Origin of the sequence: Paraburkholderia sp. Ac-20347 (assembly GCF_017104805.1) — a bacterium.
Classification (GTDB): Bacteria; Pseudomonadota; Gammaproteobacteria; order Burkholderiales; family Burkholderiaceae; genus Paraburkholderia; species Paraburkholderia tropica.
The window spans coordinates 1-25,382 of sequence record NZ_JAAGPN010000093.1; the positions used below are offsets into that span (position 1 = coordinate 1).

Here is a 25,382-nt window from a genome sequence, read left to right on the forward strand (position 1 = left end):
GTCGGCGCGCTCGCGGCCACGGCGCTTGTGATCGGCTGCGGCACGCGCGGCGCGCGGCTCGATGCGCAGCGTCTCCTGCTCGCGGGCGTCGCCATTTCGTTCGTGCTGATGGCGCTCGCGAATCTGCTGCTCTATATGGGCGATCAGCGCGCGTCCGCGTCGGTGCTGTTCTGGATGCTCGGCGGCCTCGGCCTCGCGCGCTGGAGTCTGCTCGCGACGCCCGCCGCGTTCGTCGCCGGCGGCCTGCTTCTGCTGATCGCGCGCCGCCGCGAACTCAACGCGTTAATGAGCGGCGACGTGGTGGCCGCCACGCTCGGCCTCAATGTGGCGCGTGTGCGCCGTGAGTTATTCGTCGTGTGTTCGTTGCTGACGGCAGGCATGGTGGCCGTGAGCGGCGCGATTGGCTTCGTGGGACTGGTGGCGCCGCATATCGCGCGGCGGCTGGTCGGCGCCGATCATGCGCGCGTGCTGCCCGCTTCGGCGCTCGTCGGCGCGTTGCTGCTGGTCTGGGCCGACGTGACCGCGCGCACGCTGATCGCACCCGACGATCTGCCGGTCGGCGTGGTGACGGGATTATTCGGCGGCGCGTTTTTCGTGCTGCTGATCGGGCGCGGAAAATAAGCTGCATCGCCATTCACACGACCTCGGCGATGCAGCGTCATTCACGATTTATTTAGCGCCGATTTCGTGTTCCGCGAGACTCAATTCGCGTTCGCGCTCGCTCGACGCTTTCGCAATCGGCGGACCGGAAAAGCGGTGACGCACGCCGCCCACATACCAGATCGCGAGCAGCACGAGCAACAGGCTGACGATCAGATACAGCACTTTCTCGTTCGGCGGTTGAATGCCGACATAAGCGAGAATCAGCGCGCCGCCCACCGCCGCAATCGCAAACGGCTTCGAGAATTTGCCCAGTTGAAACGGTCCTTTCTCGGTCCACGTGCGACCTTCGGCGAAAATGCCGGCGGCAATCGGCATCGCATACGAAACGAACAGAAACACCGCGCTGCCCGCGCTGAGCACCGTGAAGGCATCGCCATAGAGCGTCGCGGCAATCGCGAGCACCGCCGACGTCCAGATCGCCGCGCCCGGCGTGCGATGCGCAGGATTAACCTTGCGCAGCCATTTCGAACCCGGCAATCCGCCGTCACGCGCAAACGCGAACATCATACGCGACGTCGACGTGACCGCCGCCAGCCCGCACGCGTAGTTGATAAAGAACATCAGCAATTCGATGCTGATGCGCAGCGGCGTGGGAATGGGCGCGAGGATCGCCTGAAAAAAGCCCGTGCCCTGTTTGACCGCCGCGCCGAGACTCGGCATCACGAGCACGAATGCGCACACCATCACGTAGCCGAACGTCGTCGACCAGAACACCGAACCGACGATACCGCGCGGCACGTTGCGCGCGGCCTGATGCGTTTCTTCGGACGTATGCGCGGACGCGTCGAAGCCCGTGATCGTATAGGCGGTCAGCAGCAGGCCCGAGAGAAACGCCATCGCGATCGTCTGCTTCGGCCAGGCGCTGCCGTCGGTGCCGGTGAAATTCGTGAACGTATAGAGCCGCGAGAGATCGATCTTGACCGGCGAATACGCCAGCAGCGACACCACGAGCACCACCGTCACGACGAAAATCAGGTAGCCGGACAAATCGGTAATCTTGCTCGTGATACGAATGCCGCGATGATTCAGAAACGCCTGCGAAGCCGTAATCAGCGTGAGAAAAACCGTTTGATCCCACCAGCCGAGCGAATCGGGATTGACGCCGAACATCGGCGCAATCAAGGTGCGAAAGAACGGATCGTAGGTGCCGTAATTGATCGCGGCGACCACGAATACCAGACCGAGCAGATTCAGCCAGGCGGTGAGCCAGCCCCAGGTCTTGCCGCCGAGAATCGAGCCCCAGTGATAGAGACCGCCCGCCGTCGGATACGACGAGGCGATCTGCGCCATCGCCGCCGCCACGACCAGCGCGAACAGCGAACCGAGCGGCCAGCCGAGCCCGATCGACGCGCCGCCGGCGGCCGAAAATCCCATCTGAAACGACGTAATGCCGCCGGACAAAATGCAGATCAGCGAAAACGACACCGCGAAGTTGGAAAACGCGCCCATGCGGCGCGAGAGTTCCTGCGCGTAACCCATCTTGTGCAACAGCGAGACATCATGATCGGCGGATTCGGCCGCCGGTTCGATTGCATTCGCGTCCATATGACGATCCTTCAAGCGAGAGGGTGGAAACGTCGAACTGGTGATGATTTAATCAGCATTCCGTATCAAGCAGCCGTAAAACAGTTATCGACAAACAGATGCGCGCCGTTGATGAAACTCGCGTCGTCGCTGGCGAGGAACAGCGCGGCCTGCGCCACTTCCTCGGGTTTGCACAGGCGTCCCTGCTGAAGCGAAAGCGCCGCTTCGCTCGCATCGAAACCATATTGCGCGAGCGCGCTGATTTCGCGCTGCCCGTGGGGCGTGTTGATAAAGCCCGGGCACACCGCGTTGCAGCGGATACCGCGATCGCGATACTCGACCGCAATCGCGCGCGCGAACATCGCGCACGCACCCTTGGTCGTGCAATAGAGCACTTCGAGCGGCGTGGCCGCGACCGACGAGATCGACGCCGTGCAGACGATCGAGCCCTTGCCCGCTTCGAGCATGTGAGGCAGCACCGCGCGCGTCATCATGAACATGCTTTTCACGTTGACGTTCATGAGCCAGTCGTAGTCGTCGTCGCTGGTGTCGAGAAACGGCTTCACGACGATGCTGCCCGCGTGGTTGAACAGCGTGTCGATACGGCCGAAGCGCTCGATCACGCCCGCCACGGCGGCGTCCACGGCGGCGCGCTGCGAAACGTCCGCCACGAACAGTTCCGCCACGCCGCCTTCGGCGCGGATGCGCGCGACGATTTCCTCGCCCGCGCCGCGATTGACGTCCACCACGGCCACCTGCGCGCCTTCGCGGTGAAACAGCAGCGACGCCGCGCCGCCCGCGCCCGTCGCCCCGCCCGATACGATGGCCACCTTGCCCGCCAGCTTTCCTGCCCTTTCCGTCATTCCCGGCTCCTGTACGCATTCACGGTACGCACAAGTTAGGTGCACCGAAAATCGGCCACTATCCAAATTTGGCAAAAAAATAAAATTGCCGTAAAAATCAGGAATCGCGAAGATCGGAAAGGCATTGCTGCGATGCACGAGCGGCGGGCGCGGATCGTGCGCAGCGGCGTCCGCGCGTTGCACCGGTCGATCGCCATTTTGCGGCGCCAGCCGAGGCCGTCCCGGGAGACTCCATGGAAGCGGGCTACTCGCCGAACGAGGCCATCCAGTTTCGGAACTGTCACAGCGTCGACGAACAGGCGGCGCTGCTCGACGCATGGAACCAGAGCTATTGCCAGCTTTCGCGCGGCACGTTCAACGGTTCGGTGACGTCGTTCATGGCGAGCGGCGTGAAAGTGCTGGTCGAGCGGCTGAACCGCACGGTTTATCAGCGGGGCGACGTGGTCGGCCATAAATTCGCGCTGGGCATTCCGTTTCAGCTCGAAGGGCATGCGCTGCTTTCGGGGCAAACGAGTCACCTCGACGCGCTGCATGTGTTTTCCGGCCGCGACGGCTTCGAGTTTCTCTCGCCGGACCGCCATGTGTTCGTCAACCTCGAAATGGAGCCCGCCGCCGTGGCGGATTTCGCCACGCGTGCGCAGCTCGAATCGATCATCGCGCGCATCGGCGCGAAGGCGGGCGTGGTGAATATCGCGCCCGCGCGGCTCCAGCAATTCCGCGACGTGTTGAGCGTGCTGCTCGACGACGTGGTCCGCGCGCCGCGTTTGCTCAACGACCGCGAGAGCGTGAGCGCGCTGGAAAAAGCCATTATTTTCGGTCTGAGCGAAACGCTGCATGATTTCCCCGATATCGCGCAGCACGAACGCGGCGAAGCGCGCATCGCGCGAAACTGGCAACTGGTGCGCAGCGTGCGCGATATCGTCGAAGGATCGCCCGATTGCCCGCTCTCCGTCGCCGAGCTGTGCGCGCGCATGCACGCGAGTCGACGCACGCTGCAATATGCGTTCGAAGAGACGACCGGCATCAGTCCGCTCGCGTATATGCGCGCCGTGCGTCTTGCGCGCGTGCGCAAGGAACTCGTGCATGCGGCCACGGTGACCGAAGTCGCCACGCGCTGGGGCTTCTGGCATTTCGGCAATTTCGCCAGCGAATATCGCGAGCAGTTCGGCGAGTTGCCGAGCGAGACGTGGCGCAGGAATCGAGCCTGAAGCTCATGCCGATCTGGCGGCGCGCGAATTCGATGCGCACGCAACCAATACGGATCGCACCCCAACCTTTCCAGGCGGAAAGAATCAGCAATAAAACGTAATGTCGCGTGTAATCGCCGGGCGGATGCGCTCCGGTAGAGTGCGGAGATTCCGCACCTTGCAGCACGACAATGACCTCACGCCTGTCACGACGGGAATTCATCAAACTGACCATCGCCGTGGGCACCACCGCTTCGGTCTTCGACGCGAATTCCCTCGCCCTCGCCAACACCGCGCCCTGCCAGCTCACGCCCGAACAGGAAGTCGGTCCTTACTGGATCGACGGCGCGCTGATGCGCAGCGACATCCGCGAAGGCAAGCCCGGCGTGCCGTTGACGCTCGAAATCGTGCTGACCGACAAGCGCAATTGCGCGCCGCTCGTGGGCGCGGCCGTCGACATCTGGCAGTGCGACGCGATGGGCATCTATTCCGGCTACACGAAATCGGTGGCCATGCCGCCGCCGCCCGATTTCGCTTCAGGCGCGCCCGGCCGTCCGCCTGCGGGGATGCCGTTCGGCGCGCCGCCAGGCGGCTTCCGCGGTCAACCGCCGGGGCCGCCGCCGGGTCAAGCGGGTCAGCCCGGTCTTTCCGGCCATCCTCCCGGCCCGCCGCCCCCACCGCCGCCCACCGATCACCTGACCTTCCTGCGCGGCATGCAACACACCGACAGCAGCGGCACGGTGCGGTTCGAAACGATCGTGCCGGGCGTGTATCCCGGGCGCACGAATCACATCCACTTCAAGGTCCGCACGCCGGACGCGCAGCACGCGAAAGGCACGCACGTCTCGCACGTCGGCCAGCTCTTTCTGCCCGAAGCGTTGATGGTGCAACTGATGCAGACCGAGCCGTATCGCGCGCACACGATCCGGCGCACGACGTCGCGCGAGGACCCGGTGTTCACCGACCAGCACGGTTCGAGCATGATCGCCAGCGTGAATCCGTTCACCGTGGATGGCCGCGTCAAGCATCTGCGCGCCCGCGTGGAAGCGGTGGTCGATCCCGACGCCACGCCGCAGCCGGTCGAACCGCGCTTCGATGCAAACTTCGGTCCAAACACCGGACCGAACTTCGGTCCGCCGCCGCGCTAACGCGGCTCGCATCCTCCCAATCGCTCGCGGAAAAGCGGCCAATCAAACTCACCGTTTTTTTGGCCGCTTAATCTCCTCTCGTTGCCGATATGGCGGGAGGAATGCGTGAGCGTCATTGCCCAGATTTCGGATATTCATGTGCGGCCGCGTGGCCGGCGTTATCAGGATCTCGTCGATTCGAACGCGATGTTCGCGCGCGCCGTCGATGCGCTCAACCGACTCGATCCCGCGCCCGATTTCGTCTTCATCAGCGGCGATCTGACCGACGAAGGCCAGCCCGAGGAATACGCCATGCTGCGCGAATTGCTCGCGCCCTTGCGTCTTCCGTATGCGGTCATGCCGGGCAATCACGATGATCGCCGGTTTCTGCGCGAGGCGTTCGCCGATCAACCGTGGCTGCCGCGCGCAGGCGAACTGCATTTCGGTATCGACGTGGGCGCGATTCGTCTGCTCGCGCTCGATTCGACCGTTCCCGGTTTTCACCACGGCGAATTGAGTCCGGCAGCGCTCGACTGGCTCGAACGCGAACTCATCGAGCATGCGCAGCGACGCGTCATGATCGCGCTGCATCATCCGCCGTTCGCGACCGGCATTCCCTATCTCGACCTGTACGGCATGACGAATGTGAAGCCGCTGCGCGATCTCGTCGCGCGTCACGCCAACGTCGATCGCATCGTTTCCGGGCACGTGCATCGTTCGATGCACACGCGTCTTGGCAACGTGCCCGTGTTGACCTGCCCGAGCACGACCACGCAAATCGCGCTGCGGCTCCGTCCCGACGCCGACCCCGCGTCATTCATGGAGCCGCCCGCTTTCATGCTGCATCGCTGGAGCAACGACGATCGCGACGGTGACAACTGCGCGGTCTCGCATCTTTGCTATATCGGCCAGTTCGACGGACCGCTGCCGTTCGCGTGAGCGTCGCGCGGCCTGCTCAGAACGTGTCCCAGCCGTCGTTATCGATCAGCGCGGGAGCGGGAGCCGCAGCGGTCGCCGGCTTCGCGGGCGCAGCGCTCTTGCGAACGACGGGCGCGGGCGCGCTCACCTTGCGCGGCGCAACGCCCGCAGCACGAACCGGCGCGGCCGTCACATTCACCGCCTGAAACCCCGCCTCAGCTTCCAGATGGAAAAACGCAATCGCCTGATTCAGCTTCACGCCCTGATCCTCGAGCGATTTCGACGCGGCTGCCGCTTCCTCCACCAGCGCCGCGTTCTGTTGCGTGACCTCGTCCATCTGCGTGATCGCCTGATTGACCTGCTCGATCCCGCGGCTCTGCTCGGTCGACGCGGCCGCGATTTCGCCCATGATGTCGGTCACGCGCGCGACGGCCTGGGTGACTTCCGCCATCGTCCGACCCGCTTCGTCCGCCAGCGACGAGCCGTCCTGAATCTTCTGCACCGACGCGTTGATCAGTTCCTTGATCTCTTTCGCCGCGCTCGACGAGCGTTGCGCGAGGCTGCGCACTTCGCTCGCGACGACCGCGAAACCACGCCCCTGCTCGCCCGCGCGGGCCGCTTCCACCGCCGCATTCAGCGCGAGAATGTTGGTCTGGAACGCAATCCCTTCGATGATGCCGGTGATGTCGGCGATCCGCGTGGAGCTCGTGCTGATCTCGCCCATCGTCTCGACCACCTGGCCGACCACCTGATTGCCGCGCCCCGCCACCTCCGACGCGTTGTGCGAGAGCGCGCTCGCCTGCTGGGCGTTATCGGCGTTCTGCTTCACGGTCGAGGTCAGCTCCTCCATGCTCGCGGCCGTTTCCTGCAGCGACGCCGCCTGCTGTTCCGTGCGCGACGACAGTTCCGTATTGCCCGAAGCAATCTGGCTCGCCCCGGTGCCGATGCTGTTCGCCGACGTGCGCACCTGCCCGATCAGGCTCACGAGACTCGCCTGCATCTCGCCCATCGAGGCGAGCACGCTGCCCGCGGGCGCACCCTGCGCACCCGGCACCGGACGCAGATCGCCCGACGCCACCCGTTGCGTGACTTCGCCGAGTTCGGCCGGTTCGGCGCCCAGCGCGCGCAACAGCCCACGCGTGATGAACACGCCCGCGAGCACCGCCAGCGCGACGGCGGCGAGGCAAATCGCGATCAGCAGCATGCGTTGCCGCGCGAATTGCTCCGCCGATTCCTGGACCTGTTGCGTCGCGCGCTCCTGGGTGAAATCGGCGAAATCGTTCGACGCCTTGATCAGCGCCGCGAGCAAAGGCCGGCATTTCGTGTCGATTTCGGCGATGGCGGCGTCGCGTTGATTGTTCAGCGCCAGCCGGTCGATATCGAGCGCGACCGGGCGGTACAGCGCTTCGATGCGCGGCAGTTCGGCGGCCAGGCGGTGGCCTTGTTCGCTCATGTCGGACGCGCTCGCGACCAGCGCGTTGAAGGTGTCGAGATTGGTCTCGACGCGATGTTCGGCGTCCTCGACCGCGGCTTTTTCGAGCGCGACGTCCTCAGGCGTGGTGACCAGCACCAGATTGCGCACGGCCATGGCGCGATCGTCGACTGCCGTGCGGACCGCGACCGCCGCCTTGGCGCGCGCGTCGATGCCGCTGACGTAGCCTGCGAAACGGTTATTCGCGGCGTTCAATTCGTGTAACGACAACGCGGACACGATCAACACGATAAAGGCCAAAATCCCGAACGCGCCCGTAAGCTTTGCCTTCACCGACAATTGATTCACATTCATATTTTCTGTTTTCCATTTCTATGAAGGGGCAAATAACGCGGACGGTCGCTTTTACGATGCCCAATTCACGCAACGGAACGATATGCGTCTGCGCCCCCGGCAGACGTATGCGCAGAGCATGAGATTTTACTGAGCCTGCGTGAATAAACAGAAGAAAAAACCGTCGTGAAATCAACGCGCAAACGTTAGCGGAATATTGAATTTTTCTATGAGGCATATTTACCGTATAGAATTTCGGCTCTAATAAAATGTGCAACACGTACGCATCTTTAATACCCCCACAAATCAATCGGAAAATATTTCCGAATTAATCGATGGGGAGCGCGACTAAAACCCAGGACCGGATTGCACCGGCAATAACCGGTAATAAAGAAGGCGATACGAACGCCACCATTCACAGACGCAATTCGCTGTGTCATTATCGGAGCATGGAACTCCGTCACGAACTCGCCCGGCTTCATCATCATCACGGTCGCAACACCTTGCGCCGGGGTTCGTTACGTCCATCGCGCTGAAGCCGCCGGCTTCGGACAACAGGAACCAGGCGCCAGATGGCGCCTTTTTTATTGCCTACGGAGAAAAACATGACTATGCTTCGCGGAACCCGTTTCGTCACCGGCCAGTCGGCCGCCGTCATGCGCTCGCTCGAAAACCGCTTCCGGAGCTACCTTCATTGATCGTGGCGCTGAAGAAGCGATCGTCCCGGCGTTGTGGTCGCAAGACACCTTCGTCGAGAAAGCCGGCGGCAGCGAAATCCTCCAGCAGATGTGGACGTTCGCCGATAAATCCGGTCGGCCATGCTGTCTGATTCCGGAAGCCACCGCGCTCTTTCAGGAGCAGGCGGCCAATCTGCTCGGCGGCGCGCGCGAACGGATGCTCTTTTATATTGCACGGTGTTACAGGTACGAGCGGCCGCAAGCCGGTCGATACCGCGAATTCACGCAACTCGGCTTTGAATATCTATGCGCGGAACCTGAACGCGCGGCGGCATTCAGCGTCGATGTCGCGACGGGGTTTCTGGATTCATTGGGTGTCCGATATGATCTCGACCGCGCCGCGCGCCGGGGCTTGAGCTATTACCTCGGCGGCCAGGGTTTTGAAATGCGCTGTGCGGCGCTCGGCGCCCAGCAGCAGATCGCGGGTGGCGGTGCGTATCGGGAAGGTGCGGGTTTCGGCATCGGTCTCGAACGCCTGGTGCTCGCCATGTCGTCATCGTCTTTGCGCGAGTTAAACGCGCCGGATGATCAATCGTCTTAAAGTAAACTATTGGCGCGAGTTGGCGAGTTAGCGCAAGTCGGTAAATCGACGCGCTCGCCTGCTCGCACCAGCCCTCTCTGATTGAAAAATGCTGCGTGCATCCCGTACCCCGGGCGCGCAGCCGTGCTATCGTTGCGGCATGCGATTTGCGACCTGCAAAGTGCAGCACAGTCCCTCGCATGAAGGAGTTTTTAAACGTGGATGAACGTAAACGGGAAAGCATCGTTGCTTACCTTCGCCGCAGAATGGAAGAGTTCGGCATCGAGCCGGACGACATCGCGGCCTCGATCGCTGCCGATCAGCTTCGAATTCGCGCCGCGCGTTATCAAAACGCTGCGGGCGACACCTGGGACGGTCAGGGTGAAATGCCGCAATGGCTCGTACAAGTGACTAGCGCCGGTCAGGCGCTGGAGCACTTCGCCATTCGCAAACCGGAAGAGCGCGCCGAAGCGCCGCGCGCGCGTGTCGACTGGGCCAATGATCCCTTCGCCGGCAGCCGCCTGGCGACGGTCAGCGCCGAACGCCTGTAAATCACCCATTCACCGCAAGTCAGCAAGCGAGCCGCGTGGGCGCTGAATCGCGCCGCGCCGGGATGTTGCGCGCCCCTGTCATTTGCAGTTGTCCATTCGTCTTTGGGTCATCGCCTTCGGGTTATTCCCCAGGCGGGTTTTCGCCGATCGCTTTGGTATTTTTCGTATATTGATCGTGGCTTCATTCGCCATGATTCGCCGACCATGAATCATTGGGAATAACGGCAGCCTTTCAACGCAATTCGGCCAGATAACCGCTTTCGCGAGCGCGTTCGTGATTACCGCTGTGATTGCCATTCTGATTGCCTTCGCGATCGCCCGCGGCCAACGTCACGCGATTACGCCCCGCCGCTTTCGCAACATATAGCGCGGCGTCCACGCGTGCGATGGCGCTCTCCAGGCTTTCGGTCGCGCCGATGCTGTCCACGCCCGCGCTGAGCGTGCAGGTCACGCCGTCCGCGGACGAGCGCTCGACGGCCACGCGCAACGCATTGGTCGACGCCTCCGCGTCGCGTCCCGTGACATCGACGAACGCGACCCCGAACTCCTCGCCGCCCAGCCGCCCGAACAGATCGCACGGCCGGATCTGCGCGGCGACGATCCGCGAAATATGCGCGAGCAACCGGTCGCCCATTGCATGGCCGAAGCTGTCATTGACCGTCTTGAACTTGTCGATGTCGAGAATGGCGATCGCCATCGTGCCGCCGCGCGCGCGCCGGTGCGCGAGCAACGCCTGCGCCCGCTCCATGAATGCGCGGCGCGTGAGCGCACCCGTCAATTCGTCGATGGTGGCGAGCTTTTCCATTCTGCGCAGAATGCGTTCGTGCGCGAGCATCACCATGCCCGTCGACATGCACGGCAGCGAGACGATCGCGAGCCCGAGCAGCGCGATATTCCATGGCGACGGTTGCAAAAACGACAATGTCGGCGCGAGACCCAGCACGATCGCGACGATACGCGCGAGATAAACGAGCGCGCCCAGCCAGGCGGCCACCGCGATCAATCGGCAGGCGTAGCTCGCGCCGTCACGCGAGGCGTGACGCAACGCGAGGTAGCCCACCACGAAGCGCCCATACACGAAACCCAGCGAGATGATCACGCCGCGCGCGGTCGCACTGGGCGCAACGCATGTGAAGTAGATCAGCGCGGCCAGGGCGACGACGAGCGCCGCGCATTCGTCGCGACGTACGGGCGGCATGTCGAAGAATTGCCGCGTGCCCTGCACGAGCAGCAGCACCGCGCCCAGCGTCAGCGAACTCACGCCGACGATCATGATCGCGCCTGCCTGCATTCCGCCGATCAGAATCCACGTCGCCGCCACGCCGAGCAGCGCATAGCCGACGCACCAGCGGCCCACGCCCGGCACCGACGTGCGCACGAGCGAACCCAGCACGGCCACGCTCATCAGACACGAAACGATCAGGATCGCCAAAAGAGCGAAAGCGCTGGGCATGAGAACGAATACAGGCGGCGATAAAAATCAGAGGAAAAATCGATCAGGGAAAACCACGTGTTATTCCAGATCGCGAAAGGCAATCGAAAACTGTTTAAAAGCTGTTTAAAACCCGTGCGGCGGCGTGTGGCGCTCAGGTTGGGGATGCCTGATGCGGAATGCCTGACGGGATACCTATCGTATCGCACGTCACGTCTGAAAAAATGACGATCGAAGCCAGGCGCTTCAATTCGAGCACGCGAATGCGCCAATAGAATGCGCGCGGATAAGAGGCAATGCGCGTCCGCCGCGCGAGCGCGTCCGTATATCGTGAAACTCCTGGCTTCACGCTCATGACGCCCGCCGACTTTCGCCTCGCCCGCTATCCGAACCACGACGCGTACCTGGACGCGTACCGCCCGCCGCCGCGCCTCGGGCCGTCGATGCTATATTCGGGCCAATGTCCTCCAGCGGGTGCGCCAGCGCGCCCTCCTTGCATGAGTGATCCGTCCGGCGGCCTCGACGACAGCGCAACCTCGCCATCCGCACGCGCCGAGGCGTCCGACGCGGCGCGGCGCGCGCGTCTGAACCAGTTGCTCGACGCCACGGCGCGCGGCGAGCAGCGCGCCTTCGCCGAGCTTTACCGGCTCGCATCCGGCCATGTCTTCGCCGTGCTCGTGCGCATGGTTCACGACCGCGCCGAAGCCGAAGATCTGCTCCAGGAAGTGTTCACGACCGCATGGCGTCGCGCCGATACGTTCGACGCCGCGCGCGGCGGCGCGATGACGTGGCTCGTGACGCTCGCGCGCAACCGCGCGATCGACCGCCTGCGCCAGCATCACGAAAGTCCGCTCGACGACGCCGTCGCGCATGCCATCGCCGACGACGACCCCACGCCCGCCGCCCGCGCCGAAGCCAGCGAGGAACGCCAGCGGCTCGAACGCTGCATGGCGCAACTGGAGCCCACGCAGCGCGGCGCGGTCCGCGAAGCGTTTTTCAGCGGCGCGACCTACAGCGAACTGGCGGAGCGTCTGAGCGTGCCGCTCGGCACGCTGAAAAGCTGGATCCGGCGCAGCCTCATGCAACTCAAATCGTGTCTGGAATCATGAGCACGCCCGCCGATCACGATCCCGACCTGCTCGGCGCCGAATACGCGCTCGGCGTGCTCGACGCGAACGAGCGGCGCGCGCTCGAACACGCCGCCGAAACCGATCCCGTCCTGCTCGCCGCGATCGAACGCTGGCAGCGCCGCCTCGCGCCGCTCGCCGAGGAACTGCGTCCGCTGGCCGTGCCCGCGCGCGTCTGGACCCGCATCGAGCGCGATCTCGACCTCCTGCCGCCGCGCCGCACGCCGCCGCAAGACGCGGAGCCGTGGTGGAACAGCTTGCGCGTCTGGCGCTTCGTGGGCGTCGGCGCGAGCGTCGCGGCGCTCGCGCTCGTGCTGGTCAACGTGCTGCCCGTGAATCCGTATTTCGACGTGGTGCTCGCCGACTGGCGTCAGGGCCGCTATCTGCATTTCAACGGCCTTGCACACTGGCTCGCGTGGAGCTGGCCGTGGGCCGCGCTCGGCTGGAGCGCGTTCTCGCTGGAGCGCGCGTGGCTTGCGCGGCGCTCGCTATAATCGATCGCAATCGGCGGCCGCGATGAGTGATCGCTTCCAGCGACCCCAGCAGGCACGCCACACGCGCATCGTCACCGTTGTTCAGATAATCCGGCGAGCGCGCCGCCCCCATTACTGCCTACCCCGGTACTCACGCCATGACCGATTCCTTCTACAAACACCACGTGTTCTTCTGCCTGAACCAGCGCGATCCCGGCGCCGAGCGTCCGAGCTGCGCGAGCTGCAACGCGCAGGCGATGCAGGAATACGCCAAGAAGCGCGTGAAGCAACTGGGCCTCGCGGGTCCGGGGCAGGTGCGCGTCAACAAGGCCGGCTGCCTCGACCGCTGCGAGGAAGGTCCGGTCGTCGTCGTGTATCCGGAAGGCACCTGGTACACCTATGTCGACGAAACCGACATCGAGGAAATCGTCGTGTCGCATCTGCAGAACGGCCAGGTGGTCGAGCGTCTGCTGATCGATCGTCCCTGATGCGGTCCGCGATGCGCGCCGACACGACAACGACAGCACGAAAGACAGCAAGGACCGCAGCCCGATGAACGCCCAGACGCAAAAATTCCATATCGACGGCCCGATCGGCCAGATCGAATGCGCGCTCGACACGCCCGACGCCGGCACGCCCGTGCGCGGCATCGCGCTCGTCGCGCATCCGCATCCGCTCTTTGGCGGCACGATGGACAACAAGGTCGCGCAGACGCTCGCGCGCACGCTCGTGCAGCTCGGCTACACGACGTACCGCTCGAACTTTCGCGGCGTCGGCGGCACGGCGGGCACGCACGACAACGGCATCGGCGAACAGGACGATCTGCTCGAACTGATCCGCTACATGCGCGCGCAGCCGGGTCAGGCCGACGTGCCGCTCGTGCTCGCGGGTTTCTCGTTCGGCACCTTCGTGCTTTCGCACGTCGCGAAGCGCTATCTGGAAGCGGGCGGCGAGATCGAGCGGATGGTGTTCGTCGGTACGGCGGCGAGCCGCTGGGAAGTCGCGCCGGTGCGCGAGGACACGCTCGTGATTCACGGCGAACTCGACGACACCGTGCCGATTCTCTCGGTGTACGAATGGGCGCGGCCGCAGGAACTGCCCATCGTGGTGATTCCGGGGGCGGAACACTTCCTGCATCGCAAGCTGCATATCCTCAAGCGCATCATCGTCGACGCCTGGCGCTGACGCGCTCGCGTCGGCGGCGCGGCTTTTTCTCGCGCGCGTTTTTAGGGTCCATATCGGCCGCACGCAGCGTCTGTAAGTGCTGCGTCGGGCGATCGTGAGAAATGACCCCGTCGCGGCATAAAAATGCGCGTGAATCGTTAAAAATGCACGACAGGTGGGCGCAAACGTGTGCCCACTTCGAAAAACGCCTGCACGCGACGCGTATAATGGGCGCTCTTTTTGCGGCCGCCGCGCCCGTCTGAAACCTCTTCAGGCGTGTTGAGCGAGGCGCCGCATTCCGGCTCACCCGACCGTGCGCCGCATGGCGCGCCACGTTCATCCCGACCCCAATCCCGTCCGACCTGAACCCATGCGTTTTCTCTCCAACGGCCAGCAGTCCCCTCTCGTTTCTTCCTCCATCGTTCGTAAAGTCACGCTCGGCGCGCTCGTGCCGGCCTCGCTGCTCGCGAGCGCCAGCGCCTTCGCGCAAGTGCCGCCGCCGGCGGTGAACGCGCGCTCGTGGGTGCTCGTCGACGCCACGGCGAACCAGGTGCTCGCCTCGGGCAACGCCGACGAGCGCGTCGAACCGGCCTCGCTCACGAAGCTGATGACCGCGTACCTCACGTTCGAGGCGCTGCAATCGAAGAAGATTTCGATGGAGCAGATCGTCACGCCGAGCGAAGCGGTGCGTCGCGTGAAGACCGACGAATCGCGCATGTTCATCGAAGCGAACAAGCCGGTCTCGGTGCACGACCTCGTGTACGGCATGATTATCCAGTCGGGCAACGACGCGGCCATCGCGCTCGCCGAACTGGTGGGCGGCAGCGAAGCGAACTTCGTGAACATGATGAATGCCGAAGCGCAGAAGCTCGGCATGACGCACACGCATTTCGCCGACGTCAACGGCATGCCCGACCCGAATCACTACACGACGGCCGGCGACCTCGCCACGCTGTCGGCGCGTCTGATTCGCGACTATCCCGAGTACTACAGCATCTTCTCGGTCAAGGAATTCAAGTACAACAACATCAAGCAGCCGAACCGCAACCGCCTGCTGTGGATCGACCCGACGGTCGACGGTCTGAAGACCGGCCACACGCAAGCCGCGGGCTACTGCCTGATCGCGTCGGCCAAGCGTCCGATGGCGGGCGGCGGCGACCGCCGTCTGGTCTCGGTGATGATGGGCGAGCAGAAAGAGCACGACCGGGTGCAGGACAGCCTGAAGATGCTCAACTACGGCTATAGCGCCTACGACACCACGCGCATCTACGGCGCGAACCAGGCCGTGGCCACGCCGCGCGTCTACAAGGGCGCGGCGGACGCCGTGAAGGTCGGCGTGAAGAAGGACCAGTTCGTCACGCTGCCGAAGGGCGCCGCCGACAAGGCCAAGCCGCAGATCGACATCACCAGCCCGCTGATCGCGCCGCTCGCGGACGGCCAGCAGGTCGGCACGGCGAAGTTCGTCGGCGCGGACGGCAAGGTGCTCGCGCAATTCCCGCTGGTCGCGCTCGAAGCGGTGCCGCAAGCCGGCATCGTCGGCCGCGTGTGGGATTCGCTCATGCTGATGTTCAACAAGAAGAAGTAAATGGCCGGACACACCTCGACTTCAGCGCCGCAAGCGCCCGCCGATCACGAAGCGCTCGACGCTCACGACGGCGAGCCCGTCGTCTGGCTGAACGGCGCATTCACGCCGATCAGCGAGGCGCGCGTGCCGGTGCTCGATCGCGGCTTCATTTTCGGCGACGGCATTTACGAAGTGGTGCCGGTGTATGCGCTCGAAGTCGAGGGTGTCGAAGCGGACGAAGTCGGCGAAGCGCCGCTCGTGCGCGTGCCGTTCCGTCTCACGCAGCATCTCGCGCGGCTCGCGCGTTCGCTGGAGAAGATCGGCATCGCCAATCCGTTCAGCGAAAGCGGCTGGAGCGCGCTGATCGCGCGCGTGATCGACGCCAACGAGCAGGCCGGCGCGCTCGCGCCCGATGCGCACGCGAACGTCTACGTGCAGGTCACGCGCGGCGTCGCGAAGCGCGCGCACGCGTTTCCGGCGGCGAGCGTGCCGCCCACGGTGTTCGTGATGGTGAATCCGCTCGTCATGCCGGGCGACGCACCGCGCGCGAACGGCGTGGCCTGCGTCACCGCCGAAGACCGCCGCTGGCTGCATTGCGACATCAAGGCGACTTCGCTGCTCGGCAACGTGCTGATGGCGCAACATGCGGCCGAACACGGCGTCTTCGAAACCATTCAACTGCGCGACGGTTGGGTGACCGAAGCATCGTCGTCGAATGTGTGGATCGCGAAGGACGGCGCGCTGTACGCGCCGCCGCGCAGCCACAAGATTCTCGAAGGCATCCGCTACGGGCTCGTCGAGGAACTGGCGCAGGAATGCGGGCTGCGTTTCGAGGCGCGCGAGATCGACGAAGCCGCGCTGCGCGGCGCGGACGAGGTGCTCGTGACCTCGGCGACGAAGGAAGTGCTGGCGGTCGTCACGATCGACGGCCAGGCGGTGGGCGACGGCAAGCCGGGCCCCGTCTATGCGGCGATTTACGCGGCGTACCAGCGTGCCAAGGCGCGCGCGGCGCGTGAGGTTTATGAGGCGGCATCGCTGGCGCAATCGCACGCCGAAGCCGCCGCCTCGCTACAGGAAGTGGACAACAAATGAGTGCATCGCAAACGAACGGCGCAGCGGGCGCCGAAGAAAAAAACACGCTGATCGAATTCCCGTGCGACTTCCCCATCAAGGTGATGGGCAAGACGCATCCGGAGTTTCAGGACACGATCATCGCCGTGCTGCGCGAATTCGACGGCGATTTCGATACCGCGACCATCGAAACGCGGCCGTCGAGCGGCGGCAACTACACCGGCCTCACGGTGACGGTGCGCGCCACGAGCCAGCCGCATCTCGACGATATCTATCGCGCGCTGACCGGGCATCCGATGGTGAAGATCGTGCTGTAAGAGCGCGATTCGGATTGGGATCGAGATGAAGCAAGGGCCGCTTTTTAGCGGCCCTTGTTGCGTTTACGCGCGCTTCGAGGCGTTCATTGAAGCGCGCTTCAAGGCGCGTCGCCCGTGGTCGCGCGCAGCGCCGCGGCGGCGGCCGTGATGACCGGGCCGGCCTCGCAGGCGTCTTCGTAGAGCCGACGAAAGCGCGCCACCTCGTCGAACACCCAGTCGCGAAACGCTGTCACGCGCTCGGTTTGCAGGCGCTGCGGCTGGCAGATGAAGTAGTAGCGCCACGGACTCGGGCCGTCGATGTCCTTGAACAGGCGCACGAGGCGTCCGCGCGTGATTTCGTGCATCGCGAGCGAGCGGCGCACGAGCGCGATGCCCTGGCCGTCCATCGCGGCTTGCAGCAGATTCGACGAATCCTGATAGAGCACGCCGCGCTTGGGTTCGGGCAGATCCTGCAGACCGGCGGCGTCGAACCACGGACGCCACAGTTCGTCGTCGGAGCGCAGCAGCGGCAGCTTCGTCATCTCGCGCGGATCGTCGGGCAGCTTGCCGCCGTTGAAGTCGGGCGCGCAGGCGGGAAAGAAGATCTCGTCGAGCAGCAGTTCGGTGTGCAGGCCCGGATAGTGGCCGAAGCCGAAACGGATCGCCACGTCCACGTCGTCGCGCGTGAAATCGATCAGCGAATTGGTGGATTGCAGCTCGACGTCCCACTGCGGATGCGCCTCGATGAAGCGGCCGATGCGCGGCGTGACCCAGCGCGCCGCGAACGACGACAGCATCGACACGACGAGGCGGCGGTCGCGGTCGCCCGAGCGGATTTCCTCGGTGGCGCGGGCCAACTGGTTGAGCGCGTCGCGCACCTGGGTGGCGTAGCGGCGGCCCGTGTCGGTCACGCGCACGCGCTTGCCGTCGCGCGCGAACAGCGCCACGCCGAGTTCGGCTTCGAGTGCGCGGATCTGATGGCTGACCGCGCCGTGCGTGACGAAGAGTTCGTCGGCGGCACGCGAAAAACTCTCGTGGCGGGCGGCGGCCTCGAAAGACTTGAGTGCATTGAGGGCGGGAAGCGTACGCAGATCCATCGTAATTTTTCTCACATAGGCGTGAAAAATGATCGTTTTGCTCGATCCCTTGCAGTGTCTAGGATTGTAGCCATTGGAGCACGTCATTCGGAGTCGAAAATGAGAGAAATTTCTTCGGATATCACCTTCGAGGTGGAAGCCCGGCAAGTGGCATCGGTACGCGTTTCGCGCAGCACGCGCCTGACGGTGCGCTGCGGCGCGGTCTGGGTCACGCGCAGCGACGATACGGCCGATTACTGGCTCGAACCGGGCCAGACGCTGCGGCTGCGTCGCGGCGAGCGTCTGTGGATCGGCGCGGAGCAGGGCGCCGCCGCGTGGGTGGCGTTCGCCACGCCCAAGCGCGTGGGCGAGCGTGCGGTGGATTGGGCCGCGCGCACGGCGGCGCGCTTCGGCGTGCATGCGCGCGACGGCTGGCGCACGGTTTGATACAGCGGTTGACGTACCGTTCGATGCACGATCCGATGCGTGCAAATCCAATCTGCAAACCGCGCCGGGACCGCACAGGTTCGCGCTAAAGTCGCGACATCGCGTGCGCCCGGCGAGGCGGCCTGGCGCGCGCCCTGATCCCGGTTATCGCGCAGCGGCCTCGGCGCGCTTGTCCCGAATTAGGTAAACTTCGGGAATCATGTGCGCCACCCCGGTTTCACCCCTGTCCATGTCATCCGACCCCGCGAACTCCGCGATTTCCACGATCGCCGAGGCGGCGTCCAGCACCGAATCCGGCCCGGCCGGCGCGCGCTTCGCAGCGCCCGTCGTGCGCTGGCGCGGCAACGAGGCCTACCAGGCGAGCTTCGACGCCATGCGCGCGTTCACCGATCAGCGCGCCGCCGACACCCCTGACGAAATCTGGCTCGTCGAGCATCCGCCCGTTTTCACGCTCGGGCAGGCCGGCAAGCCCGAGCATCTGCTCGTCGCCAACAGCGGTATTCCGCTCGTCCAGATCGACCGCGGCGGCCAGATCACGTATCACGGGCCGGGCCAGATCGTGGCCTATTTGCTGCTCGATCTGCGACGCCGGAAACTGATGGTGCGCGAGCTGGTGACGCTCATCGAGCAGGCCGTGATCGACACGCTGGCGGCGTATAATCTCGCGAGCGAGCGCAAGGCCGGCGCGCCCGGCATTTACGTGCCGGAACACGCGTCGGGCGCCAGCGCGGCGCACCGTGGCGCGAAGGTCGCGGCGCTCGGTCTGAAGATCCGCAACGGCTGCAGCTACCACGGCGTGAGCCTGAATGTGTCGATGGACCTGAGCCCCTTCCTCGCGATCAATCCGTGTGGCTACGCGGGCCTCGAAACTGTCGATATGGCGTCGCTCGGCGTCGCGGCGGACTGGCGCGACGTGGCCGCCACGCTGGCGGCGCAGCTCGAGACGCAACTCGCTGCGCACGCGGCAAATCTTCCGGTGGCCGAAGCGGCCGCCACAGACCCGGCGGCCGAAGCGGCTGCAGTGGACCCGGCTGCTCAGGCGGCCTCAGGCGGGCAACCGCCGCAACCGCAGGCTGGCGCTGTTCCGGCGGCCTGACTGGATCGAACGAATGACTGATGTAACCGCGAACCCCGCCGCGAATCTGGCCCCGAGCCCGGCCCCCGCCGACGGCGTCCCCTACGACGCGAGCGCGAAACAGAAGGCGCAGGCCAAGACGGCGCGCATTCCGATCAAGATCATCCCCATCGAGAAGCTCAAGAAGCCCGACTGGATCCGCGTGAAAGCGGCCACGGGCACGTCGCGCTTCTACGAGATCAAGAACATCCTGCGCGAGCACAACCTGCATACGGTGTGCGAAGAGGCGAGCTGCCCGAACATCGGCGAATGCTTCGGCAAGGGCACCGCGACGTTCATGATCATGGGCGACAAGTGCACGCGTCGCTGCCCGTTCTGCGACGTCGGCCACGGCCGTCCCGATCCGCTCGATCCGGACGAACCGGCGAACCTCGCGCGCACCATCGGCGCGCTCAAGCTCAAGTACGTCGTGATCACGAGCGTCGACCGCGACGACCTGCGTGACGGCGGCGCGGGCCACTTCGTCGAATGCATCCGCCAGGTGCGCGAGCATTCGCCGGAAACCCGCATCGAGATTCTCACGCCCGACTTCCGCGGCCGTCTCGATCGCGCGCTCGGCATCCTGAACGCCGCGCCGCCCGACGTGATGAACCACAACCTCGAAACGGTGCCGCGTCTGTACAAGGAAGCGCGCCCGGGTTCGGACTACGCGCACTCGCTGAAGCTGCTGAAGGACTTCAAGGCGCTGCATCCGGACGTCGCGACCAAGTCGGGCCTGATGGTGGGTCTCGGCGAAACCGAGGAAGAGATTCTTCAGGTGATGCGCGATCTGCGCGCGCACGACGTGGACATGCTCACGATCGGCCAGTATCTGCAGCCTTCGGAGCACCATCTGCCGGTGCGTTCGTACGTGCATCCGGACACCTTCAAGATGTACGAGGAAGAGGCGTACAAGATGGGCTTCACGCACGCCGCCGTCGGCGCGATGGTGCGTTCGAGCTATCACGCCGATCTGCAGGCGCACGGCGCGGGCGTGGTCTAAGCCGCTTCGTTTCGCTTCATCGCATTGAAAAAAGCCCGCTGAAAAGCGGGCTTTTTCGTTGGCGCGCGGCATGCGCAGGAACACGCAAAGCAATGCTCCAGCAGCGTCATTAGCTATCGCGGATAAATTAGAACCGGACGCCGCCAGACTCCCTATAGTCGGAACCTTCCATTCAACCTCAGTGGTTCCGCCGGAGTTTTTCGATGAGTCATCGCGCCCGTCAACGTGTCCTTTCCTCGCAACGTCCGCGCGTGCTCGCCGCCGCGCTGGCGGCCACGGCGCTGTTCGCCGCGTTCGGCGCGCCGCGCGCGCATGCCGAGACGCGCGAAGTCGTGATCGCGTATCAGGACATGGTGGTGCCGTGGCGCTACGCGCAGGCGACCGGCGAAGTCGAAAAGGCGACCGGCTACAAGGTCACGTTCCGCAAGCTCGCGAGCGGCGCCGATGTGATCCGCGCGCTCGCGTCGGGTTCGGTGCAGCTCGGCGAAGCCGGGTCGAGCCCGATCGCGGCGGGGCTCTCGCAGGGCGTGAATCTCTCGCTGTTCTGGATTCTCGACAACATCAACGACGCCGAGGCGCTGGTCGCGCGCGACGGTTCGGGCGTGACGAGCATCGCGGGCCTCAAGGGCAAGACGATCGGCGTGCCGTTCGTGTCGACCTCGCATTTCCATGCGCTCGTGGCGTTGCAGAACGCGGGCGTGAATCCCGCCGATGTGAAGATCGTGAACCTGCGTCCGCCCGAAGTCGCGGCGGCCTGGCAGCGCGGCAACATCGACGCGACCTACATCTGGGACCCGGTGCTCGCGCAGGTGAAGAAGAGCGGCAAGGTGCTGATCACGTCGGGGCAGGTGGCCAAGGCGACGGGCAAGGCGACCTTCGACGGCTTCGTGGTCGATCGCGGTTTCGCGAAGGATAACGGCGACTTCGTGGCGAAGTTCGTGCAGGTGCTGGCCGCCGCCGACGCCGATTACAGCGCGCATCGCGCCGCCTGGAACGCCGCCTCGCCGCAGGTGCAGGCCGTGGCGAAGGAGTCGGGCGCGAATCCGGACGAAGTGCCCGCGAGCCTCGCGCTCTACGCATTCCCGACGCCCGCCGAGCAGGCCTCGAAGACCTGGCTGGGCGGCGGCGCGCAGTCGGGCGCTGCGCAATCGCTGCTCGCGACGGCGTCCTTCCTCAAGCAGCAAGGCACGATCCAGAACGTGTTGCCCGATTACTCGGTCGGCATCGATCCGCGTTACGTGCAGCGCGCCGCCGCGCACTGATTTACGCGCCGATATCGGCATTCGTCAGCATACGCACGCGAAGGAGGCGAGCATGAGCGCACTGGATATCCGCGATCTGAGCGTCGCCTACGCGGGCGCGCGTCGCGGCGACGCGCCCAGCGTGGCGCTCGCGAACGTGAACCTGCAGGTCGAGCGCGGCGAGTTCGTGGTCGCGCTCGGCGCGTCGGGCTGCGGCAAGACCACCTTGCTGAACTGCATCGCGGGCTTCATCGAACCGACCGGCGGCGAAGTGCGCGTGAACGGCGCGCGCGTGGCCGGACCGGGCGCGGAGCGCGGCGTGGTGTTCCAGAAGCATGCGTTGCTGCCGTGGCTGAACGTGCTCGACAACGTCGCGCTGGGCCTGCGTTTCCGGCGCGTGCCGAAGGCCGAACGCGAGCGCATCGCGCGCGAGCAACTGGCGCTCGTCGGGCTCGACGATCACGCGCGCTCGCGCGTGGATGCGCTCTCGGGCGGCATGCAGCAGCGCGTGGGCATCGCGCGCGCGCTCGCGAGCGATCCGCAGGTGCTGCTGATGGACGAGCCGATGGGCGCGCTCGACGCGATGACGCGCGAATCCGTGCAGACGCTCGTGCTCGACGTCTGGGCGCGCACGCAGAAGACGGTGTTCTTCATCACGCACAGCGTGGAGGAGGCGCTCTTTCTGGCGACGCGCGTGGTGGTCATGACGCCGGGGCCGGGCCGCATCGAGCACGCGTTCGAGGTGCCGTTCGCGCGCCGCTATCTGCGGACGCGCGACGCGCGCTCGGTGAAGTCGGCGCCCGATTTCATCGAATGGCGCGAGCGGCTCGTGCAGTTGCTGCACGCGGATGTGCGCGAACCGGCGCTGTCGTGAGCGCCCATTCGCGAAACCCATCATGAAGTCGACAGTCAAGGTGATGCGATGAGCGTGCCGCAGGAATCATTGGAAGCGCTGAACGCACGCGCGTCATCCGGTTTCGAAGGCGCTGAAACTGCGTCAAGCAGCGCGCCAAACAACGCTTCAAAGATCGCTCCGCAACCCGCACAGGTCGCGTCGAGCGGTTCACGCGCCCGCGTCTGGCGCATGCCCGGCGAAGGGCCGACGGCGGCGCTCTCCGCCGCGTCGGTGGCCGGTCTCGCCGCGCTCTGGTGGCTCGCCACGCATCTGCACTGGCTGCCGCCGCTCTTTTTGCCGACGCCCGAGGCGGTCTGGCACGCCTTCGTCGACGCCTGGCACGGACGCATCCAGGGCGGCCTGCCGCTCTCGGAGCATCTGTTCTGGAGTGCGCTGCGCGTGTTCGGCGCGTTCGCGCTCGCGGCGCTGACGGCGATTCCCGTCGGCATCCTGATGGGCGTGTCGCGCGTCGCGCGCGGTCTGCTCGATCCGCCGCTGGAGTTCTACCGGCCGTTGCCGCCGCTCGCCTACCTGCCGCTCGTGGTGATCTGGTTCGGCATCGACGAGACCGCCAAGATCGTCGTGATCTGGCTCGCCTGCTTCGCGCCGATCGCGATGGCCGCGCGCGCGGGCGCGAAAAGCGCCACCGTCGAACAGTTGCGCGCGGCGGCGTCGCTGGGCGGCAGCTTCGCGCAGATCGTGCGCTTCGTGGTGCTGCCGGCCGCGCTGCCGGAAATCCTCACCGGGCTGCGCATCGCCATCGGCTTCGGCTGGACCACGCTCGTCGCCGCCGAAATGGTCGCTGCCACGGCGGGGCTCGGCCAGATGGTGCTCAACGCGTCGAGCTTCCTGCGCACCGACGTCGTGGTGATGGGCATCGTGCTGATCGGTCTGATCGCCTGGGGCTTCGACCTCGGCATGCGCGCGCTCGAACGGCGTCTCGTGCCGTGGAAAGGGCGCGGCTGAAGTCACGCACACTCGCACGACGCTTCCATCGCCCGACTGTTTAGACCCTTCTTCCGGGCCGCGCCCGCGCGCCCGGATTTCCGGATTCCCGGACGTATCCAATCCGCATTTCTGGAAATCCAGATTGCGCTTCGCCTTATGAGATAAAAATCCCTTGTAAATCAAGGGTGCGCGCGCACTGCGCCGCTGGCATCAACCTTGCAAAATAAATCGCGCGGCCACCCCGGCCGCGACAAAAAAAAGCAAGGAGACAGCCGATGTCCGATCCCCTCGTCCGGTTTCGCTGATTCCCCCCGTTTCGACCTGTCGCGGTTCGGCGCGTATTCACGCGCGGCCATCGGCTTAACTCATTGCAGGCATCCAAAGTGAAGAAACCTCTCCACAAAGTGCTCTATTTCCAGGTGATCGTGGCGATTGTCATCGGCGTGATCCTGGGCCACTTCTCTCCGGCCCTCGGCATCGACATGAAGCCGCTCGGCGACGCCTTCATCAAGCTGATCAAGATGGTGATCGGGCCGATCATCTTCTGTACGGTCGTGACCGGCATCGCCGGCATGGAAGACATGAAGAAGGTGGGCCGCGTGGGCGGCAAGGCGCTGCTGTACTTCGAAATCGTCTCGACGTTCGCGCTGGTGCTCGGCCTGATCGCCACGCACGTGCTCAAGCCGGGCGCGGGCTTCAACGTCGACGTGAAGACGCTCGACGCCAAGGCCGTGGCGAGCTTCGCGGAGAAGGCGCACGGTCAGAGCACCGTCGACTTCCTGATGCACATCATTCCGGACACGATGTTCTCGGCGTTCGGCCAGGGTGAAATTCTCCAGATTCTGCTGATCGCGCTGCTGTTCGGCGCGGTGCTCGCGCAACTGGGCGAGCGCGGCCGCGTGGTGACCGACTTCATCGACAGCCTCTCGGGCGTGCTGTTCGGCATCGTCAAGATCGTCACGAAGCTCGCGCCGATCGGCGCGTTCGGCGCGATGGCGTTCACCATCGGCAAGTACGGCGTGGGTTCGCTCGTGCCGATGCTCAAGCTGATCGGCACGTTCTATCTGACGTCGATCGTGTTCGTGCTCGTGGTGCTCGGCGCGATCGCGCGCTTCACGGGCTTCTCGATCATCCGCTTCGTTTCGTACATCAAGGAAGAACTGCTGATCGTGCTGGGCACGAGCTCGTCGGAATCGGCGCTGCCGCAACTGATGCAGAAGCTCGAACGCATGGGCTGCCCGCGCTCGGTCGTGGGTCTCGTCGTGCCGACCGGCTATTCGTTCAACCTCGACGGCACCAACATCTACATGACGATGGCGGTGCTCTTCATCGCCCAGGCGACCAACACCGACCTCACGTGGACCCAGCAGCTCACGCTGCTCGCGGTGACGATGCTCACCTCGAAGGGCGCAAGCGGCGTGACCGGCGCGGGCTTCATCACGCTGGCGGCGACGCTGGCCGTGGTGCCGACCATTCCACTGTCGGGCATGGTGCTGATTCTCGGCATCGACCGCTTCATGAGCGAATGCCGCGCGCTGACCAACATCGTCGGCAACGGCGTGGCGACGGTCGTGGTGTCGGCATGGGAGAAGGAACTCGACCGCGACAAGTTGCGCGCGGCGCTGTCCGGCAATCTCGATGAAGTGAAGGAAGGCGCGGGCGTTTAAGCGCTCCGG

Annotated in this window: 24 protein-coding genes and 2 pseudogenes; 20 read left to right on the forward strand and 6 right to left on the reverse strand. The window is 64.9% G+C overall.

Annotated features, from left to right (window positions below):
- The coding region (locus G3N97_RS18665; RefSeq protein ID WP_205994561.1) for an iron ABC transporter permease at positions 1-621 on the forward strand (621 nt) is incomplete at its 5' end.
- A 48-nt stretch (positions 622-669) separates the two neighbouring features.
- Here G3N97_RS18665 and G3N97_RS18670 read toward each other — a convergent pair.
- Together G3N97_RS18670 and G3N97_RS18675 are read right to left on the reverse strand one after the other, a co-directional pair.
- Complete coding sequence (locus tag G3N97_RS18670) at positions 670-2,208, reverse strand: amino acid permease (RefSeq protein WP_205994562.1); 1,539 nt, start codon at positions 2,206-2,208, stop codon at positions 670-672.
- A 65-nt stretch (positions 2,209-2,273) separates the two neighbouring features.
- Positions 2,274-3,050, reverse strand: a complete 777-nt coding sequence (locus G3N97_RS18675; RefSeq protein WP_205994563.1) for an SDR family oxidoreductase — start codon at positions 3,048-3,050, stop codon at positions 2,274-2,276.
- Positions 3,051-3,283: 233 nt separating this feature from the next.
- Here G3N97_RS18675 and G3N97_RS18680 point away from each other — a divergent pair, with 233 nt between their 5' ends.
- The 3 genes from G3N97_RS18680 (at position 3,284) to G3N97_RS18690 (ending at position 6,303) form a co-directional block, all read left to right on the forward strand.
- Positions 3,284-4,258, forward strand: a complete 975-nt coding sequence (locus G3N97_RS18680; RefSeq protein WP_205994564.1) for a helix-turn-helix domain-containing protein — start codon at positions 3,284-3,286, stop codon at positions 4,256-4,258.
- Positions 4,259-4,428: 170 nt separating this feature from the next.
- Positions 4,429-5,385, forward strand: coding sequence for an intradiol ring-cleavage dioxygenase (locus G3N97_RS18685; protein ID WP_205994565.1), 957 nt, complete (start codon positions 4,429-4,431; stop codon positions 5,383-5,385).
- Between the two features lie 105 nt (positions 5,386-5,490).
- Positions 5,491-6,303, forward strand: a complete 813-nt coding sequence (locus G3N97_RS18690) for a phosphodiesterase (RefSeq protein WP_205994566.1) — start codon at positions 5,491-5,493, stop codon at positions 6,301-6,303.
- A 16-nt stretch (positions 6,304-6,319) separates the two neighbouring features.
- Here the strand turns inward: G3N97_RS18690 and G3N97_RS18695 are convergent, their stop codons facing one another.
- A complete protein-coding gene (locus G3N97_RS18695; protein WP_205994567.1) occupies positions 6,320-8,068 on the reverse strand; it encodes a methyl-accepting chemotaxis protein in 1,749 nt (582 codons plus the stop codon).
- On the reverse strand, positions 7,953-8,327 hold the full coding sequence (locus G3N97_RS18700) for a hypothetical protein (RefSeq protein ID WP_205994585.1): 375 nt from the start codon (positions 8,325-8,327) through the stop codon (positions 7,953-7,955). Before G3N97_RS18700 ends, G3N97_RS18695 begins: the two co-directional genes overlap by 116 nt.
- 413 nt (positions 8,328-8,740) lie before the next feature.
- Here G3N97_RS18700 and G3N97_RS18705 point away from each other — a divergent pair, with 413 nt between their 5' ends.
- Together G3N97_RS18705 and G3N97_RS18710 are read left to right on the forward strand one after the other, a co-directional pair.
- A complete protein-coding gene (locus tag G3N97_RS18705) occupies positions 8,741-9,325 on the forward strand; it encodes an ATP phosphoribosyltransferase regulatory subunit (protein ID WP_205994583.1) in 585 nt (194 codons plus the stop codon).
- Positions 9,326-9,522: 197 nt separating this feature from the next.
- Positions 9,523-9,855 carry an H-NS family nucleoid-associated regulatory protein gene (locus G3N97_RS18710; RefSeq protein WP_205994568.1) on the forward strand — a complete coding sequence of 111 codons (333 nt, stop codon included), beginning with the start codon at positions 9,523-9,525 and terminating at the stop codon, positions 9,853-9,855.
- Between the two features lie 232 nt (positions 9,856-10,087).
- Here the strand turns inward: G3N97_RS18710 and G3N97_RS18715 are convergent, their stop codons facing one another.
- Positions 10,088-11,287 carry a GGDEF domain-containing protein gene (locus G3N97_RS18715; protein ID WP_241030670.1) on the reverse strand — a complete coding sequence of 400 codons (1,200 nt, stop codon included), beginning with the start codon at positions 11,285-11,287 and terminating at the stop codon, positions 10,088-10,090.
- A 497-nt stretch (positions 11,288-11,784) separates the two neighbouring features.
- Here G3N97_RS18715 and G3N97_RS18720 point away from each other — a divergent pair, with 497 nt between their 5' ends.
- The 7 genes and pseudogenes from G3N97_RS18720 to G3N97_RS18750 all read left to right on the forward strand — a co-directional run bounded on the left by G3N97_RS18720 (position 11,785) and on the right by G3N97_RS18750 (position 17,003).
- Entirely contained in the window at positions 11,785-12,396 is a 612-nt protein-coding gene (locus tag G3N97_RS18720) for a sigma-70 family RNA polymerase sigma factor (RefSeq protein ID WP_205994570.1), read from the forward strand.
- A 302-nt stretch (positions 12,397-12,698) separates the two neighbouring features.
- Positions 12,699-12,908: pseudogene (locus G3N97_RS18725) on the forward strand (teicoplanin resistance protein VanZ); the annotation flags it as partial.
- A 137-nt stretch (positions 12,909-13,045) separates the two neighbouring features.
- A complete protein-coding gene (locus G3N97_RS18730; RefSeq protein WP_065062072.1) occupies positions 13,046-13,375 on the forward strand; it encodes a ferredoxin in 330 nt (109 codons plus the stop codon).
- Between the two features lie 64 nt (positions 13,376-13,439).
- Positions 13,440-14,072: an alpha/beta hydrolase gene (locus G3N97_RS18735; protein WP_205994571.1), complete on the forward strand. Its 633-nt coding sequence runs from the start codon at positions 13,440-13,442 to the stop codon at positions 14,070-14,072.
- Between the two features lie 349 nt (positions 14,073-14,421).
- Complete coding sequence (locus tag G3N97_RS18740; protein ID WP_205994572.1) at positions 14,422-15,636, forward strand: D-alanyl-D-alanine carboxypeptidase family protein; 1,215 nt, start codon at positions 14,422-14,424, stop codon at positions 15,634-15,636.
- The gene (locus G3N97_RS18745; RefSeq protein ID WP_205994573.1) at positions 15,637-16,707 is read left to right on the forward strand and encodes a D-amino acid aminotransferase; all 1,071 of its coding nucleotides are present in this window, start codon (positions 15,637-15,639) and stop codon (positions 16,705-16,707) included.
- Entirely contained in the window at positions 16,704-17,003 is a 300-nt protein-coding gene (locus tag G3N97_RS18750; RefSeq protein WP_205994574.1) for a DUF493 family protein, read from the forward strand. The genes G3N97_RS18745 and G3N97_RS18750 overlap by 4 nt, the downstream gene beginning before the upstream one ends.
- 98 nt (positions 17,004-17,101) lie before the next feature.
- Here the strand turns inward: G3N97_RS18750 and G3N97_RS18755 are convergent, their stop codons facing one another.
- Positions 17,102-18,079 carry a transcriptional regulator GcvA gene (locus G3N97_RS18755; protein WP_065062079.1) on the reverse strand — a complete coding sequence of 326 codons (978 nt, stop codon included), beginning with the start codon at positions 18,077-18,079 and terminating at the stop codon, positions 17,102-17,104.
- 99 nt (positions 18,080-18,178) lie between these two features.
- On the opposite strand from G3N97_RS18755, the gene G3N97_RS18760 reads away from it, so the two are divergent.
- The 7 genes and pseudogenes from G3N97_RS18760 to G3N97_RS18790 all read left to right on the forward strand — a co-directional run bounded on the left by G3N97_RS18760 (position 18,179) and on the right by G3N97_RS18790 (position 25,373).
- Entirely contained in the window at positions 18,179-18,505 is a 327-nt protein-coding gene (locus G3N97_RS18760) for a DUF2917 domain-containing protein (protein WP_065062081.1), read from the forward strand.
- A 229-nt stretch (positions 18,506-18,734) separates the two neighbouring features.
- Positions 18,735-19,487: pseudogene (gene lipB, locus G3N97_RS18765) on the forward strand (lipoyl(octanoyl) transferase LipB); the annotation flags it as partial.
- 127 nt (positions 19,488-19,614) lie between these two features.
- Positions 19,615-20,622 carry a lipoyl synthase gene (gene lipA, locus G3N97_RS18770; RefSeq protein WP_205994576.1) on the forward strand — a complete coding sequence of 336 codons (1,008 nt, stop codon included), beginning with the start codon at positions 19,615-19,617 and terminating at the stop codon, positions 20,620-20,622.
- Between the two features lie 203 nt (positions 20,623-20,825).
- Positions 20,826-21,884 carry a taurine ABC transporter substrate-binding protein gene (gene tauA, locus G3N97_RS18775; protein ID WP_074981438.1) on the forward strand — a complete coding sequence of 353 codons (1,059 nt, stop codon included), beginning with the start codon at positions 20,826-20,828 and terminating at the stop codon, positions 21,882-21,884.
- A 52-nt stretch (positions 21,885-21,936) separates the two neighbouring features.
- Positions 21,937-22,737 carry an ABC transporter ATP-binding protein gene (locus G3N97_RS18780; protein WP_205994577.1) on the forward strand — a complete coding sequence of 267 codons (801 nt, stop codon included), beginning with the start codon at positions 21,937-21,939 and terminating at the stop codon, positions 22,735-22,737.
- Between the two features lie 48 nt (positions 22,738-22,785).
- Positions 22,786-23,724, forward strand: a complete 939-nt coding sequence (locus G3N97_RS18785) for an ABC transporter permease subunit (RefSeq protein ID WP_241030671.1) — start codon at positions 22,786-22,788, stop codon at positions 23,722-23,724.
- 365 nt (positions 23,725-24,089) lie between these two features.
- The gene (locus G3N97_RS18790; protein ID WP_205994578.1) at positions 24,090-25,373 is read left to right on the forward strand and encodes a dicarboxylate/amino acid:cation symporter; all 1,284 of its coding nucleotides are present in this window, start codon (positions 24,090-24,092) and stop codon (positions 25,371-25,373) included.
- The last annotated feature ends 9 nt before the right edge of the window (positions 25,374-25,382 follow it).